The organism is Candidatus Berkiella cookevillensis (genome assembly GCF_001431315.2).
Taxonomy (GTDB): domain Bacteria; phylum Pseudomonadota; class Gammaproteobacteria; order Berkiellales; family Berkiellaceae; genus Berkiella_A; species Berkiella_A cookevillensis.
Genome location: NZ_LKHV02000001.1, coordinates 1,501,977 through 1,519,114 on the forward strand (window position 1 = coordinate 1,501,977; position 17,138 = coordinate 1,519,114).

Annotated in this window: 13 protein-coding genes; 6 read left to right on the forward strand and 7 right to left on the reverse strand. The window is 37.7% G+C overall.

Annotated elements, in window-relative coordinates; all coding sequences use genetic code 11:
- The first annotated feature begins 70 nt into the window (after nucleotides 1-70).
- The gene (locus tag CC99x_RS06360) at nucleotides 71-1,648 is read left to right on the forward strand and encodes an SEL1-like repeat protein (protein WP_057622546.1); all 1,578 of its coding nucleotides are present in this window, start codon (nucleotides 71-73) and stop codon (nucleotides 1,646-1,648) included.
- Between the two features lie 259 nt (nucleotides 1,649-1,907).
- On the opposite strand, the gene ispG is transcribed toward CC99x_RS06360, so the two are convergent.
- The 7 genes from ispG to CC99x_RS06395 form a co-directional block, all read right to left on the reverse strand.
- Nucleotides 1,908-3,167 carry a flavodoxin-dependent (E)-4-hydroxy-3-methylbut-2-enyl-diphosphate synthase gene (gene ispG, locus CC99x_RS06365; RefSeq protein WP_057623208.1) on the reverse strand — a complete coding sequence of 420 codons (1,260 nt, stop codon included), beginning with the start codon at nucleotides 3,165-3,167 and terminating at the stop codon, nucleotides 1,908-1,910.
- Nucleotides 3,168-3,347: 180 nt separating this feature from the next.
- The gene (locus CC99x_RS06370; protein ID WP_057622544.1) at nucleotides 3,348-3,965 is read right to left on the reverse strand and encodes a hypothetical protein; all 618 of its coding nucleotides are present in this window, start codon (nucleotides 3,963-3,965) and stop codon (nucleotides 3,348-3,350) included.
- Between the two features lie 80 nt (nucleotides 3,966-4,045).
- The gene (locus tag CC99x_RS06375; RefSeq protein ID WP_057622542.1) at nucleotides 4,046-6,148 is read right to left on the reverse strand and encodes an ankyrin repeat domain-containing protein; all 2,103 of its coding nucleotides are present in this window, start codon (nucleotides 6,146-6,148) and stop codon (nucleotides 4,046-4,048) included.
- 270 nt (nucleotides 6,149-6,418) lie between these two features.
- On the reverse strand, nucleotides 6,419-7,168 hold the full coding sequence (locus tag CC99x_RS06380) for an amino acid ABC transporter ATP-binding protein (protein ID WP_077065310.1): 750 nt from the start codon (nucleotides 7,166-7,168) through the stop codon (nucleotides 6,419-6,421).
- The gene (locus CC99x_RS06385; RefSeq protein ID WP_057622540.1) at nucleotides 7,165-8,220 is read right to left on the reverse strand and encodes an amino acid ABC transporter permease; all 1,056 of its coding nucleotides are present in this window, start codon (nucleotides 8,218-8,220) and stop codon (nucleotides 7,165-7,167) included. Before CC99x_RS06385 ends, CC99x_RS06380 begins: the two co-directional genes overlap by 4 nt.
- A complete protein-coding gene (locus tag CC99x_RS06390; RefSeq protein ID WP_057622538.1) occupies nucleotides 8,205-9,329 on the reverse strand; it encodes an amino acid ABC transporter permease in 1,125 nt (374 codons plus the stop codon). Before CC99x_RS06390 ends, CC99x_RS06385 begins: the two co-directional genes overlap by 16 nt.
- A gap of 6 nt (nucleotides 9,330-9,335) precedes the next feature.
- Nucleotides 9,336-10,472: an amino acid ABC transporter substrate-binding protein gene (locus CC99x_RS06395; protein WP_200953401.1), complete on the reverse strand. Its 1,137-nt coding sequence runs from the start codon at nucleotides 10,470-10,472 to the stop codon at nucleotides 9,336-9,338.
- A gap of 158 nt (nucleotides 10,473-10,630) precedes the next feature.
- Between CC99x_RS06395 and CC99x_RS06400 the strand changes: the two genes are divergently transcribed.
- From CC99x_RS06400 to CC99x_RS06420, 5 genes are all read left to right on the forward strand, one after another.
- Nucleotides 10,631-10,792: a hypothetical protein gene (locus CC99x_RS06400; RefSeq protein WP_158003176.1), complete on the forward strand. Its 162-nt coding sequence runs from the start codon at nucleotides 10,631-10,633 to the stop codon at nucleotides 10,790-10,792.
- A 292-nt stretch (nucleotides 10,793-11,084) separates the two neighbouring features.
- Nucleotides 11,085-13,337, forward strand: a complete 2,253-nt coding sequence (locus tag CC99x_RS06405) for an ankyrin repeat domain-containing protein (RefSeq protein WP_057622536.1) — start codon at nucleotides 11,085-11,087, stop codon at nucleotides 13,335-13,337.
- A 217-nt stretch (nucleotides 13,338-13,554) separates the two neighbouring features.
- Nucleotides 13,555-13,968, forward strand: coding sequence for a hypothetical protein (locus tag CC99x_RS06410; RefSeq protein ID WP_057622534.1), 414 nt, complete (start codon nucleotides 13,555-13,557; stop codon nucleotides 13,966-13,968).
- 344 nt (nucleotides 13,969-14,312) lie between these two features.
- A complete protein-coding gene (locus tag CC99x_RS06415) occupies nucleotides 14,313-14,651 on the forward strand; it encodes a hypothetical protein (RefSeq protein WP_141651856.1) in 339 nt (112 codons plus the stop codon).
- Between the two features lie 233 nt (nucleotides 14,652-14,884).
- Nucleotides 14,885-16,831 carry an ankyrin repeat domain-containing protein gene (locus CC99x_RS06420; protein ID WP_057622531.1) on the forward strand — a complete coding sequence of 649 codons (1,947 nt, stop codon included), beginning with the start codon at nucleotides 14,885-14,887 and terminating at the stop codon, nucleotides 16,829-16,831.
- Nucleotides 16,832-17,138: the final 307 nt, after the last annotated feature.

Genomic DNA, 17,138 nt, shown 5'->3' on the forward strand with positions numbered 1-17,138 from the left:
AACTATTAATTTAAAGTGTAAAGCATTAAAAAAATTTTTTCTCTTAAAATGGAATTTAGGTGATAAAAAAGTGGATATTTTATCAATTATCTGGAAAAAAAGTATTATCAAAAGAGTGTCAACACTCTTTATTTTAAATTTGATGATATCCTCTCCATTAATGGCTGCTGATTTTGGCAGTTATTTTGATAAAAAAAATTGTACCACCGATCAACCACTGGGCAAAAAATCACCTTGCGCACCAACAAAAGAGTTATATACCTACAATCAAGATTCTGAACTTGGGCACTTACTTCTCAATAAAACGGACAAGATATCAAAGCAAAAAGCAATTACACATCTTACTAAAGCAGCCAACCAAGGTGATATAAAATCACAATATACCTTAGGCATCATCTATCTTGGAAATTATGGTTTCCCAACAGATTATTTAAAAGCAGAAAATTTTTTTCAACTTGCAGCCCATCAAGGTAATGCAGACTCTCAATTTGAATTAGCAAATCTTTATCGCCTAAAAATAGAACCACTGAATAATAAATCTCTTGCCTTCTATTGGTTGCAAAAAGCAGCTGAGAATAGCCACATTGAAGCAATGTATCAATTCGCCCAAGAATATGAAATGGGGGAGAATATTCAATACAATCCCAATACAGCTTTCTATTGGTATTTACGCGCAGCGGAAGCCAATCATAGACTTGCGCAATATCAAATCGCCAAGCGATATGAATCTGGCACTGGCGCTAGACTAGATTTATCACAAGCTTTTTATTGGTATGAAAAAGCGGCCTTTCAAAATTTGCCTGAAGCACAATATCAAGTTGCAAAAATGTATGAAACAGGCACTGGGATTCATGCGAATCCAACGGAAGCACTTATTTGGTATCAAAGAGCCGCAGATAATCATCAAGCCGACGCGCAAGTAAGACTGGCTGAAAGTTACGATCGAGGCATATTGACGCCAATCAACCATACGGTATCTCATTATTGGTATTGCGAGGCTGCAAAACAACAGTTGCCGAATGCACAGTATCAATGTGGTAGTTGGTATACAATTGGTAAAGGTATTGCGATAGATTATGAGAAAGCAATTTTTTGGCTTAAACAATCAGCAGAACAAGATGATGTTCCGTCGCAAGCACTCCTAGGAAAAATTTACTATAACGCAGGACCACATCAGGATTACGCGCAAGCTAAATATTGGTTGGCAAAAGCTGCTAACAACAATGATGCTATGAGCCAATATACCCTAGGTCAAATGTATTGGAACGGAACAGGCGTTGAACAAAACTTTCAGCAAAGCATCCGATACATTCAAATGGCTGCCAATAATGGATTAGTCTTGGCTCAAGCTCAACTGGGGCTTGCTTATCATCAAGGATTGGGAACCCCTAAAAATTATCAAGCCGCTGCTAAGTGGTATAGAAAAGCTGCCTATCAGCAAAACAGTCAAGCACAATTTAATTTATCAATGCTTTATTTTCAAGGTAAAGGTGTGAAAAAAAACATGAAGCGTGCTTACGCTTGGGCTGATTTAGCTGCAAAAAATGGTGAAGCAGATGCAGCCTATGCGCGTCAAAAAATAAGTCATTTATTCACACAGCCTGAATTAGAACAAGCGCAGCAATTAACGCAATCACTAGTGAAGTAAGTTGCCTGTAATTCTCTAAATTTTTAAATGAATAAAGAAAATAAAAATGTCTTTACTCATAAGAAATGAACGAAGTGAATGATTGTCTTCCCTTGGAGTCAAGGGAAGAGGCTCAACAAAAGTTGAGCAGATGGATTTTTTAAATCTTTATTAAAATCCCTCCGCCGCAGACGGCGACTCCCTTTGATTCCAAAGGGAGCATACAGCGCTTTGCGCCACTGAGGAATAACTTAATAAACTATCATTTAAGCAATCAGCATTATACTTCTAATGCCACTTTTGCGCCAAAACGCTCAGAAACATAATTTTCAACGATATCTTTAAATTCAGCAGCAATATTATTGCCTCTTAATATCTTGAATTTTTTACCATCGACAAAGACAGGTGCTGCAGGGCTTTCACCCGTTCCTGGTAAACTAATACCAATATCAGCATGTTTACTTTCACCAGGGCCATTTACAACGCATCCCATGACCGCAACCGTCATATTTTCAACACCAGGAAATTGATTTTTCCAAATGGGCATCTGTGTGCGGAGGTATTGCTGAATAGATTGAGCAAGCTCTTGAAAAAGACTGCTCGTTGTACGACCACACCCAGGGCAAGCGGTCACCATTGGAGAGAAAGCGCGCAAATCTAAAGATTGTAATATTTCCTGACACACTCTTACTTCTTGTGTTCTATCACCACCTGGCTCTGGGGTGAGTGAGGCACGAATGGTGTCGCCAATGCCTTGTTGTAACAATAAAGCAAATGCAGCTGCTGTGGCCACAATGCCTTTGCTACTCATACCAGCTTCCGTTAAACCTAAATGCAAAGCATAATTACTGCGTTTTGCGAGTTCTAAATAGATTTTAACAAGCTCTTGTACTCTACTGACTTTACAAGCCAAAATAATTTTATCTTTCTGCATGCCCATACTTTCTGCTCGTTGAGCAGATGTCAAAGCAGAAAGAACCAATGCTTCTCTTGTAATTGCTTCTGTGGATTTTGGATTTATGCTTTTAGCGTTTTGATCCATTAATCGAACAACTAAGTCTTGATCTAAACTTCCCCAATTCACGCCAATGCGCACAGGTTTATCATTTTTCAAAGCAACTTCAATCATCGTTGAAAAATTTGGATCGTGCTTATCGCCAAAGCCAACATTACCAGGATTAATGCGATATTTTGCCAAAGCAGTTGCACACTCTGGATATTCTGTTAACAAGGTATGACCAATATAATGAAAGTCACCAACAATAACCGGCTTTTCCCATCCAAGTTGAACTAATTTATCTCGAATATAAGGGACTGCTTTTGCGGCTTGTGGATTGTTAACAGTAATTCTGACAATCTCAGAACCTGCTTGCCAAAGCTCAAAACACTGTTGGGCTGTTGCCTCAACATCAGCTGTATCTGTATTTGTCATGGACTGCACAACGATTGGCGCCCCGCCACCAATAATGATGCCCCCTACATTGACAGGAACAGTTGTATGGCGTTTTATTGCAAAATCTTGCTCATCTTGGTTGTTCATTTTCAATACTAACTCATGTTGTAAAACTTTGCATAGAATAGCAAATTTTAGTACAGAGTTAAAATCTAATACTAAAAATGCATCTGTTGTGGGTATATTAAGATCAAAGGCGAAGATACTAGAAGCTGTCTCAAAAGCAGCAACTTTTGGGTTCAGCATTTTGAGACAGCGCTTCTATTTTTATTTTGTCACTTTAGGTCGCGTAGACGTAACAGCTGCTTTGTGATTCGCCTCAACAGGCTTATCATCCGGCTTATGGCTCTCTTGAGGTTTGGGTTTAGCTTTAGATGTATATGTGCTTAAAATGGATTGACCGCCACGCTTTAAATCATCAATCTCATGCGTTAACGCTTGATTTTCTGCGTCTGCGTTAAGCAATGCATTTTCTAGCTCGAGCTGACGTGCTGTTCTTTGCTTTTCTTTTTCCGTATCAATCACTTCTTTAAGCTGTGACAAATATTGGCTGCCATTTAAATTATCGGTAGCCATATTTTCAACATATTGAAATAGAAATAATTTGGTCAGAGAAGAAGCAGCCATCATAGACATCGTTCCAACGGTGAACAAAGTCGAAGAAAGCAAAATGAATGCGCCTAAACTTTCCATGCCCTGATACATAGCAGGCAACCAATCAAGCACCGAGAAAATAGCGGGTAATGGCATTATTCCCGTTAGCATCAAAGTGGTTAAAAGCACTGCAACAAAAGTTAATCCTAAAGGTATAAACCATTTTACGGGTGTGTACCATCGAGGAAAAGGACGAACAAACTGATTCGTATCAACAACTCCACCTAACATACAACTCATCCTATAAGTTCATTACACTCTCATGCAAATGTATGCCAAAGCACCATACTGCATAGAGAGGGTATATCGTTTTAAATTTCGAAGAGTACTATACTCGATAGTGAATCATCCTGCCAAGTTTGCTGAGAGAAAGTTTGCTCAAAAGCACCCAAATTATTATTAAGTTCACTTGATAATATTTCACCTTGTGCTTCAACGAATAATTGCTTAACCGCATCATCTGAATCCATTGTTAGCACATCTTTCAAAGCAATAGATGTATTCTCGCTCTTAGGGAAAGACCACGGAAACAAATGTAAACTATCAAAATTCTCTGTGAGTGAATCAATTGATGATAAATCAAAGCCATGTGATTCTATAAGCGTTTTTAATTCAGGGCGTGCATCACTGTAATCATCTGCGACTTCATTGAATTTATTTTTATACTGTTCACTGCTCATGGCATCTATCACAAGCTTAGCTCTTTCCCACTCATGCGAATTTATAGGCATAGTACTATCAAATAAAGATGGATGGTTATAAACCAAAATATCACTCAAAGCACTAATATCAAGTCTGGGATCATTCTCCAAATAAGATTTTAAAACATCCGTGCACGTATATTGATACCAATCAAAATACCAATCATGTGCAATTGTTTGCGCATCTTCGATCGAATATCCTCTTTCCGCAAGCGCCATAAAAGCAAGTGCCTCAACAGCCACTTCAATGCTTCTCCAGCCACAATTGCCCGTTGTTTGAGGGGGTTCAGGAAGTACATAAAGTTTTTCAAGTCCTAACTGATAATGCAAATCATATTCTAATTTAAACTGATCTTCATTGTTTAAAATGGTTTGCAAGATCTCTGGCGTAACATTTTCTGGATGATGCATTTTGTATACGATTGAACCAGACTCATTACCATCAAATGACATACCGGTGTTTGATACTGCAAAATAACCATTTTTGCTGTCTAAAATAGTTACCACAAAATGCCCTTCCCATCCTGTTGGCAATAAAATAGTATTACCATTTTTATAATTTTGATACAAATCAGAAATTACTTTTTGATCATTAGTAGCATCGGCAAGTTGTGCAGAATAGCAAATAGTTGAGTGAATCTTATCAAAAACAAAATGTTGTAAACTATTGTTAGAATCCATTTGCTTCATATAAGTGGACAGGGTTTGGGCAGCAGCATCTACAGTATAATTTGAAAAATGCCCTTCCGCGCCAATAGAAAAAGAATATTTATGATCAAATGAACCGTTTTTATCATAAGCGATTTGATAATACCCAGCAACAGGCAACACATGCATCAACAATTTTGCATCTATATAAATAGATTCCGTTGTGTCATGCTGATTAATCGCATCTGCTGTTTTATTTATTTCTGCACGCGCTTTTGCATCTTCGGTTGAAGAAGCAACAATTCTTAACAAAACAGAGATGGGTAGCCCTTCTACAACAAACCCTTCACCAGGCACATTTAATACAGCAGGGCTTGTATGCTCTGCTAGTAATTCAATCACACGCAAAAGATTAGATAGTTCATTTTTTTCACCTTTATCAGAGGCCGAAAACAGCGCATCCATTGCGGTATAAAGCGTAATATCATCTACATAAATCTTAGGTTGCTTGAGCAGATATTCAGCAATTTCATAATGCCCTTTGACAATAGACAAGCTCACCGAATCCCATTCTTCATATGAAAAAGCATTAATATTTGCGCCTTTTTCAACTAAAAATTGTACTGCTGCGAATTGATTCATCATAACAGCAACATGCAAAGGCGTGCTATTCAGGTTATCTTTTGCATTAATAGAATAACCTTGATTTAATAAAACCGTCAGCATATGTATATTACCTTCTGCTGCGGCATAATGAAGGGGATATTTGTGATCAATTTTAACAAGGTGATTATGCGAACCTTGGCTTGTTACGCTGGCAACAGCAGCTGTGCCGTACTGCATTTCAAGGGCGTTGATCCAAGATTGAATATCTAAATTCGCTAAAATATCTTCTGCACCTTCGTTTTCTAAATCATTTTCCAAGGCAACATCTGTTTCTTGAATTTTGGGTAGTAAGGGGAATACTTCATGAGCAGAAATATATTTAGTTGTCCGACTTATTTTGGGTGCATTTTTATTATTTTCTAAGGAAAACTCAATGATATTCTTTTCTACTACCTGCATATGCAAACCTACTTACCTAACCAATTTTTAGGCAGTGATTTAAACATAAATTTAGTTAAATGTACAACAATTTCAACGCAAATCTTAAGCCTTTAAAAATCAGCCCACAAACATCATGATTTTAAACAATCAAAAGTTATTTTTTTGATATAAACTTGAAATTTCTCATGCTTATTGCTGTTTTAGCTATTGGCAGATACGCGCAGATACACAAACTTGATTTGCCTCGACTCCAAGTAATATCACTTATCCGACGTTTGAATATTGTCTCTATTTCAATATTTTTTCTAAAAATAACTGTGTTCTGGGCATCTTCGGATGGTTGAAAAAATCTTCTGGCGGCGCCTGTTCAATAATTTCACCATCATCCATGAAAATGACTCTGTCAGCTATATTTTTTGCAAAGCCCATTTCATGAGTAACACATACCATAGTTATGCCCTCTTTTGCTAAATCCGCTATAACATCTAAAACCTCTTTGATCATCTCTGGGTCAAGCGCACTGGTAGGCTCATCAAATAATATAATCTCAGGCTCTAAACACAGCGCTCTTGCAATAGCAACACGTTGTTGCTGCCCACCAGAAAGCTGAGCTGGATACTTGTTGATTTGCTCAGAAATTTTCACTTTATTTAAATAAAGTGTTGCCAATGCTTCTGCTTGTGCAAAGTTTTTTTTCTGCACATTCATAGGTGCAAGCATCAAATTTTCTAAAATATTAAGATGCGGAAACAAATTAAATTGTTGGAACACCATGCCTACTTTTTTTCTAATTGTTTTCAAGCTTCTTAAATTATCAGACAATTGAATGCCTAGAACCTCAATATTACCTTTTTGATGTGCCTCTAAGCGATTAATACATCGAATCAATGTGGATTTTCCTGAGCCAGAGGGTCCACAAATAATGATTTTCTCTCCCTTCTGGATTTGAAGATTAATATCTTTTAAGACATGAAACTCATTATACCATTTGTTAACCTTGTTAAAATTTATAACCGTATTATGCTGCATAACATTCATAAATGATGAACCTTTAATTTAGTTTCGAGTTTCTTGCTGAAAAGCGACATACTGAAACAAATAATCCAATACACTAATGCACAGAAAATATAAGCCTCTAATGCACTACCAATCCATTTTGGATCTGTAATCGCAGATTGAATGATACCTAAAAAATCCAGCATTCCAACGATCATGACTAAAGTAGTATCTTTAAATAAACTAATAAAAGTATTAACAATACCAGGAATAGTAATACGCAAAGCTTGTGGCAAAATAACCAATCGCATGCTCCGCCAATAGCTCAATCCCAGCGCAGCGCAAGCTTCATACTGTCCCTTAGGCACAGCATACATGCCACCTCGTATGACTTCTGCCAAGTAAGCGCCTTGAAATAAAATGATCCCACAGGCAATTTTCAGCAATTTATCAAAATTCACTCCCTCTGGTAAAAAGAAAGGCAGCATAAAAGACGCCATAAATAAAATTGAAATTAAAGGCACACCGCGTACAACCTCAATCACTGTCACGCATATTGCTTTAAGGACAATGAGCTTTGATTGTCTACCCAGCGCCAATAATAAAGCAATGGGGAATGCCAACAATATACAGCATACACTTAAGAATATTGTTAGAAATAATCCACCCCAGAGATCGGTTCCCACGGGCGCTAAATGAAAACTGTCTCCCCGCAACAAAGCAATGCTTGTTATTGCACTCAAAAAAACAATGATCATTTTTAAAAATAGATGTTTTTTAAAAAATGCGAGCAGCCCAATACTCATTAAAAAAATAAAAAACACAAAATTGACACGCCAAATCTCAGCATCTGGATAAAACCCATACAAAAACTGTTTCCAGCGAACACTTATAATCGCCCAACATGCGCCTTTTGTATGACACTCTGTTAAACTTGGGGCAAAAAAAGTAGCATCAATCACCGCCCACTTTATAGCCAAATAGCTCAAATAAATGATCAAACATATGCTTAGCACAGAAAAGAGATTTTTCCAGATAGAGGAAAAAATATTTTGACACTGCTTAGGAATCAATGCACTCACTGAATACTCCATTTCAATCGCTTCTCATAGAGCATCATAAAAAATGAAATTGTCAAACTAATGACCAAGTACACAGCCATTGTAATTGCAATAATTTCTACCGCTTGCCCAGTTTGATTCAAAACAGTGCCTGCAAAAACAGACACTAAATCTGGATAAGCAACCGCTGCTGCAAGAGATGAATTTTTGGTTAAATTCAAATACTGATTGCACAAAGATGGTAATATCACCTTTAATGCTTGTGGCAATAAAATATGCTTTAGTATTTGCCAAGTTGAAAGACCCAGCGCTAAACCTGCTTCTGTTTGACCTCTTGAAATTGACAAAATACCCATCCGAACAATGGTGGCAATATAAGCGGCAGTATAAAGACTGAGCGCAATCACCAATGCCATAAACTCTGGAATCAGAACAATACCACCTTCAAAATTAAAACGACCTAAATAAGGAATATGCAAGGGTAATAAAGCAACGCCAATCATACCCATACCTATAAAAAAACTTATGCCTAATCGCACAACGTTTTTACTAAAAAATCTTCTTGTGAAAGCTATCGTTAGTAAAAACAAAAGAGACAGACTAATAAATACAGCGCCCATACCAGTGAATTCAAAGCTAGGCAAATACAAACCTCGATTTGTAATAAACACCACATTCGCCAAAGATATCGCTTCTGTTGGATAAGGTGCTGAACGTAATACAACGAAATACCAGAACAAAAGTTGCAAGAGTAATGGAATATTACGAATCACTTCCACATAAGCGACAGCACATTTTGACCATATTTTATTCCTGGAGATACTGATTAATCCAATCCCACCACCTATCACTGTTGCCAGCACAATTGAAAATGCTGATACCATCAGCGTATTAATAAGACCAACCCAAAATGCACGCAAATAAGTTGAACGCTCTGAAAAATCAATTAAATGCATGATAATATTGAAACCAGAGGTTTGGTTAAGAAAAGAAAATCCTGAGGCAATACCTCTTGCTTGCAGATTTTGACGCAGGTTATAGGCCAAAAAATATATCAATGTTGCTACAAACAATATTATTAAACATTGAATAGCAGTATTTCTAAAACGCTGGTTGTACCAAAATGGAGATTTTATCTTCATAGCGCCTCATCTAAAAGGTGGTGCATACAATATGCCGCCTTCTGTCCATAAACGGTTCACACCTCTATCCACTTTCAACAAGCTTAATGTGCCTAAATTTCTTTCAAAAATATCGTGATAATTACCTACCTGTAGTATGATTTGGTATACCCAATCATTTTGTAGTCCTAACTTCTCTCCAAGTCCTCCTTGGTAGCCCAGAAGTCTTTGAATATCAGGTTGTGTTGTATCTCCCATACTGCTGACATTATGTTGATTAACCCCTAGCTCTTCTGCATTAATAAGCGCAAACAAAGTCCAACGCACAATATTCGACCAATTATCATCACCTTGCCTAATAACAGGCCCTAATGGTTCTTTTGAAATGGTTTCTGAAAGTATTGTATGATTTGATTGATCTTTTAATTGTAAGCGCTGTGCAAATAGACCTGCTCTGTCTGTAGAGTAAGCATCACAACGTCCTGTATCATAAGCAAGGACTGCTTCATCACTTTTTTCAAAGGTAATGATTTGATATTTAAGATCATGGCTTTGAAAATAATCAGCAATATTCAGCTCTGTGGTTGTTCCTGCATTGGTGCAAATAATTGCCCCATTTAAATCAGCAATAGATGAGACTTTTAAAGTTGAGTTTTTTATCTTATTTTTTACAATAAATCCTTGACCGTCGTAATATAAGACGCCCGCAAAATCGAGACCTAAAGAGCTGTCTCTCGATAAAGTCCATGTAGTATTACGAGCAAGCAGATCAATCTCGCCGGATTGGAGAGCAGTAAATCTATCCTTTGTTGATAATGGTATAAATTTAACTTTCTGTTTATCCCCCAAGGCAGCGACGGCCACAGCCCGACAAAAATCCGCATCTATACCCTGCCAATGGCCACGATCATCGATCGTTGAAAAACCAGCCAATCCTTGAGACACTCCGCACACAAGATATCCACGTGCTTTGACTGTTTGCAATGTATCTTGAAGCGGTATGACTTTCTGAGCAATGGATGTTGTCGGAATCAAATGAATCAATAATAAGAGAAAATATTTTAAATATTTACCCAGTACATAAGTAACAACTTGTCTTCCAATCCTCATTAAGCGTATCAACAAAGAAAAAGCTTTTCTTATAAAAAGTAAGTAGTTACACATATTATCCGCATCCTAAAGCCATACATAACTGTCAGCTTTCTTTACAAAAAAGAAAATAATGATATAAGCATTCACTAATATTTATATGTTTATCAACTGATTATGTTGCTAGGCACAGAAATTGCCTTGCATCGTTTAGACACAAGTGGAGTAATCAAATGAAAAATCTAATCGACTATAACCAGTATGTTCAATCTCTCGAACGCACTGCTGTGGGTGGTTTATGCTTTCATCACATTGAACAATGCATCTATATTACAGACAGCACTCGTAAGCTTCTCGGAATATGGAATTTAGACATGGGGCAACCTGAAGGATAATCTCTCCCTTAAAACACCAAACACGCTTTCCATCATAAGTGCCTTAGAGCAGTTGTGATGGAATTATCTTTTTTTACGATCTAGAACACTCTAAAAAGATTAAACAGCTTGAAAATCAATTAACGTTGCCTTGCCCCCTTCCAAAGAATTTTTGAATAATTCCCTATAAATTCTAGTTTTTATCTGCTCTCTACTGCCAACCAGAAATATCAATAGCAATTATTACTATGACGACAAAGAGCATTATTTGCCACAATACCATTATGTTTAATGACTAAATAGTGTGTTTAAAATGCTTGACTTTGAAAAAATGAATTGCCTCTATACAGCAATTGAAAATGGCAATCTGCTTGAGGTTGAGCATCTTTTAACCCTCGAGGACATCCGCGATAACATTACAGCTAAGAATAATAAAGCTTTTGATAAAGCGGCTAGCGGCGGCCACTCTGAGATAATGAAGCTCCTTCTAACATTGCCGGCAGCAGCAAGAGCCGAAAATAATAAAGCTTTATGTATGGCTTCTAAAAATGGGGATATTGAAAATATAAAATCCCTTCTAACATCTCGGGCAGTGGTAGATAGTATTCAATATGATTACAATAACCGCGCTTTACGCTTGGCTGCACAAAATGGCCATCTTGAGATAGTAAAACTCCTTCTAGAATGTCCAGAGGTGGCAAATAATATCGCAGCCTATGATAATGACACTTTACGTTGGGCTGCTGGGAATGGCCTTCTTGAAACAGTGAAGCTACTTTTAACATTTCCGGAGGTAGTAAATAACATCACTGCCAAGAATAACGAAGCTTTCCGTAAGGCTGCTGGCGGTGGCTATTTTGATGTAGCGAAGCTCCTTCTAGAATTTCCTGATGTGATAAATAATATCGCAGTTAAGAATAACCGTGCTTTTATTGAGGCTGTTGATGGTGGCTATCTTGATGTAGTGAATCTCCTTTTAGCGTTTCCTGCAGTTGTAGATAACATCACTGCCAATAATAACCAAGCACTTCGTTGGGCAGCTCATTGTGGCCATCTTGATGTCGTCAATCGTCTTTTACAGTTTAAGAAAGTCAGAGATAACATTGCTGCTGATGATAACTACGCACTTCGTTTTGCAGCTCTAAATGGTCATCTTGATGTCGTCAATCGTCTTTTAGAGTTTCCGGCAGTAAGAGATAATATTACTGCCAATGATAACGAAGCACTTCGTTTAGCCGCTGAAAATGGTCATTTTGATGTCGTGAATCGTCTGATTCAGTTTCCGGCAGTACGTGCCGCCGTATTGGCAGCAGACAATGCAGATGAAAGTCTTCTCGACTTAGCGAAAAACACAGAAAACTCAATGCGAGCATTAAACCTGCAAGAACAAGGCATAGTGAATGCATTGCAAAAGCTGTACCCAGATTTAGATTCAAAAAATATTTCAGCCATAGAAAAAGAATTGAAATCTTTAAGAAATTATCTTGAAAAGCATTGTAAAGCTAAACGACTGCATTTGATTTTTAGTAGACGTAATTTTCAGTACCAAATTGATAGTATATACCACAAAGCTTGGCGTTATTTGTTTGCACGTCCTAATTCCTGGATGTCTCCAGAAGCTAATTTTGTAGAAGTCACAGAACAAGGCAGACAATCCTCCATTGCAGAAAAAGATTGGCACTTATTAGCATTAATTTGGCGAGCATTGAATGATGAAAACATTAAGCTGAATGCCGATAATCTTGCCTTGATAGAGAATGCTCAACGAACAGAAGAAGGCATTGCTAGTTTAGAGCTGATTAGACGCAACTTAATAGAAAGCTTTATATCCACCTTGGCTTTATTGGCTAGAGCACATAATTATGACGACAACGAAAAAGATGATGGTAAGTTAGATAAACCCAGTTGCAGCATGGGTGTAACTCAGCGCTTGCTCACAGGCCTAATCGGCTTGGAGATAGCAGAAAAACCAGATACAAGACCCATCGGGGTTAATTATTTAGCAGAGCGTTTTAAGGAACAATTAATCACGCATGAAGCCAAAGGATTGTTGCCTAAGCTAAAGACTTTGAGTCATGCAGGATTAGTGCAGCTTAATGAGCTGTTAGATAAATTTATCATGGAGAATGATGGTTCGGTGCTGGATGAACTAGTATCAATATTGGCATTCGAGTCGCAAGAAGTAGATGCGTTTATTGAAGAGGCAAAGAATTATTACGGAGAACTTCGTTTCTTAGCTTTGCACAACCTATCTTACCAAGGAACAGTCTATAAAGACGCAGAAACCCTGATGCGAGGCTTGGCTGCTCATCCACACATTGCTTTTGCGAATGAAGTTTTTCAATTTGTTGAGCAGGAGCTTGCGCTAAAAGCAGCTCAACAAAACGAAGCTGATACAGATGCGGTCATGACTAAGGCTAATGTTTTGCAATTTAGCGAAACAGAATCAAGCAATGCCCCACGCCGTAATCCTGATAGCACATCTAAGAAAAGAAAAAGAGAAGAAGCCTTTGATGAGGACAGCCAAGAAGAAGAGAATCCAAAGAAGAGAAGAAGGATAGGATAATTAAGTTCTTCAGTTTAGTACTTTTCTGGAGGCATTGAAGCCTCAGTCCTCCAGATTATTACTATCAATAAAAATCAATCTATTTTCCTCATAATGATAACCTACACCCTTATCACAAGCGCGCAACTAAATCAATAGAAATTAATACTATGAAAATCACAAGCTAAATTTGCTTTGATTAATGGCAGGTTAGTTAAATAGTCTTTTAGGAGAGAAAATGAGAAATTCAACCGTAAGTATCCCAGAAAATAAAGAGTCTTTTGATAATGCGATTAAAAAAAGCACCCTTAATACAGTCCCTCCTCTTTTAGAGTTTCCTGCAATAGTAAACAACATTGCTGCTAAGGATAACAATGCATTTTTCTGGGCGACTTCAGATGCTAATCTTGCTATCGTCAATCGATTTTTAGAGTTTCCTGAAGTTGCTACTAAGGATAACTATGCATTTTATCTTGAGCCAAAAGCAGATCAAAATGAAATTACAAATACAGATGTGGCCATGCATGAGAGCCGCGTTTTGCAATTTAGCAAAGCAAAATCAAGCAATGCACCTCTGACAGAGCGTTTTGACGATATGCAGTTAGATTCTAATAAATCAGAGCCTTTGAGTACTCGTCTTCAAAAACCTTAATCTACTTCTCAGAAGGTCTGGATTTTTGAAGAAAGATACAAACATGTGCTATCGCACCTAAAAGTGTAATAGCACATACATAAAACCCTATGAGCACTTCCCGTTAAATCATGAGCCAAAGAAAACTTCAGCCGATGATTTTCCACACACAAAAGAAAACAATGCCATTTTATAATGACATAATGCAGAAAAAATTCTTGAATAACCCTCCACAACTCTCACCCCTATCTGCACTCTACTATCGAACAGCAATAGTCAATAGTAATTAATACTATGCAAATTATAAGCTAAATTTGCTCTAATTTATCAACCAGGTTAATCAAATGTTTTTGAGCGATAAAAGAATGATAATACCCGCATCAATACGCCGTCCTTTAAAATCTCCAGAACAGGTAGAGCGCATTGATGTAAAGCCACATGTGAGAGCTTATGATGGCGATCATCCTGCTATAAATCTTAATCTGATGAGGATTTATGAAATACTCAGCGCAAGCAATGCAAATCAAAATCTTTGTGTCTTAGAGCAAACTCATGAAAGCCAGACACAAGAACTGAACCCGCAAGAGCAAGAAGCCATCATGACTGAGAAGCCTATTTTGCAATTTAGCCAAACAGAACCAAGAAATGCCCCACGCCGTAATTCTGATAGAACATGCAAGAAGAAAAGAAAAAATCGAATTTAGAACATAGAGAAACCTGAAAAATAACGCTCTAAAAAGATTGAACAACTTGAGAATCAATTAAGTTTGCCCTGTCCCCTTACAAAGAATTTTTGAATAATTCTCCATAAACGCTACCTTTTATCTGCCCTCTACTGCCGACCAAAAATATCAATAGCAATTATTACTATGACGACAAAGAGCATTATTTGCCACAATAAAATCTAGCTTGATGACAAAATGGTGTTTTTTTTACAATGATTAACTTTGAAATAAATAAGCTCTATGCGGCAATTCAAAACAATGATCTTCATCAGGTTGAACATCTTTTAACAAGCAAAGATGTGCGCGATAACATTGCCGAGAAAGATAACAAAGCTTTTCGCAAGGCTATTAAGTATCTCCGTTTTGATATAGCGAAGCTCTTTTTAGAATCTCCAGAAGTGCGCCATAACATCGTTGCAAAAAATAACAACGCTTTACTTTGGGCTGCTAAAAATGGCTATCTTGAAATAGTGCAAGCTCTTTTAGAATATCCAGCTGTAGTAAATAACATCGCTGCTAATGATAATGAGGCTTTCCGTTTGGCTGCTAGCAATGACAAGATTGAGATAGTAAGGCTCCTTTTAGAATATCCTGAGGTTGCAAATAATATCACAGCCAATAATAACCAGGCTTTTCATGAAGCTATTAACTGGGGTTATCTTGATATACTTGAGCTACTTCTAAGATTTCCTGCTATAGCAAATAACATAACAGTGAATGACAATCACGCTTTTCGTGTAGCTGCTCTTAACGGTCACCTTGCTATAATTGAGCTACTTCTAAGGTTTCCAGCAGTAGTAAGTAATATCACAGCCAATAATAACCTAGCTTTTCGTTGGGCACATCTGAGTGGTCATATGAATGTGTGCCGTCGCCTTTTAGATTATCCAGCAGTACGTGCCGCCGTATTGGCCGCAGACAATGCAGATGAAAATCTCCGTACCTTAGCACAAAACAAAGAAAACTCAATGCGAGCATTAAACCTGCAAGAGCAAGGTATGGTGAATGCATTGCAAAAGCTGTACCCAGATTTAGATTCAGAAAATATTTCAGCCATAGAAAAAGAACTACAATTTTTAAAAACCCATATTGAAAGCCGTCTTGCAGCCAAAGGCTTGAGCTTAGAGAAAGGTGAAGGCGATGTGTTTGAGCGTCAACAAGCAGATACAGAGCACCAAGCTGGTCGCTATTTGTTTGCACGTCCAAATCCCTGGATGTCTCCAGAGGCTAATTTTGTAGAAGTCACAGAACAAGGCAGACAAGCCTCCATCGCAGAAAAAGATTGGCACTTATTAGCATTAATTTGGCGAGCATTGAATGATGAAAACATTAAGCTGAATGCTGATAATGTTGCCTTGATAGAGAATGCTCAACGAACAGAAGAAGGCATTGCTAGTTTAGAGCTGATTAGAAGCAACTTAATAAAAAGCTTTATATCCACCTTGGCTTTATTGGCTAGGGCACATAATTATGACGACAACGAAAATGATGATGGCAAGTTAGATAAGCCCAGTTGCAGCATGGGTGTAACACAACGCTTGCTCACAGGCTTAATCGGCTTGGAGATAGCAGAAAAACCAGATGCAAGACCCATCGGTGCAGATTATTTGGCAGCGCGCTTCAAAGAACAATTAATCACGCATGAAGCTAAAGGATTGTTGCCCAAGCTAAAGACTTTGAGTCATGCAGAATTAGTGCAGCTTAATAAGCTGTTAGATAAATTTATCATAGTGAATGATGCTTCAGCGCAAGAGGAACTCTCATCAACATTGGCATTCGAGTCGCAAGAAGTAGATGCATTTATTGAAGAGGCAAAGAATTATTACGGCGAACTTCGTTTCTTAGCTTTGCACAACCTATCTTACCAAGGAACAGTCTATAAAGACGCAGAAACCCTGATACGAGGCTTGGCTGCTCATCCACACACTGCTTTTGCGAATGAAGTTTTTCAATTTGTTGAGCAGGAGCTTGCGCTAAAAGCAGAGCAACAAAACGAAGCGAATACAGATGTGGTCATGCTTAAGACCAATGTTTTGCGGTTTAGTGAAACAGAATCTAGCAATGCTCGTAACCCTGATCTTTTGGCAGAGCGTTTTGACGATATGCGGTTAGATTCTAATGAATCAGAGTCTTCGAGTAATCGTCGTCAAAAACCTTAATCTACTCTTCAGAAGGCCTAGCCTTTTGAAGAAAGATGCAAACATGTGCTATTGCATCCAAAAGTGTAATAGCACATACATAAAACCCTATGAGCGCTTCCTGCTAAATCATGAGCTAAAGAGAACCTCAGCCGATGATTTCCCACACACAAAAGAAAACAATGCCATTTTATAATGACATAATGCAGAAAAAATTCTTGAATAACTCTCCACAAATCTCACCCCTATCTGCACTCTACTATCGAACAGCAATAGTCAATAGCAATTAATACTATGCAAATCATAAGCTAAATTTGCTCTAATTTAT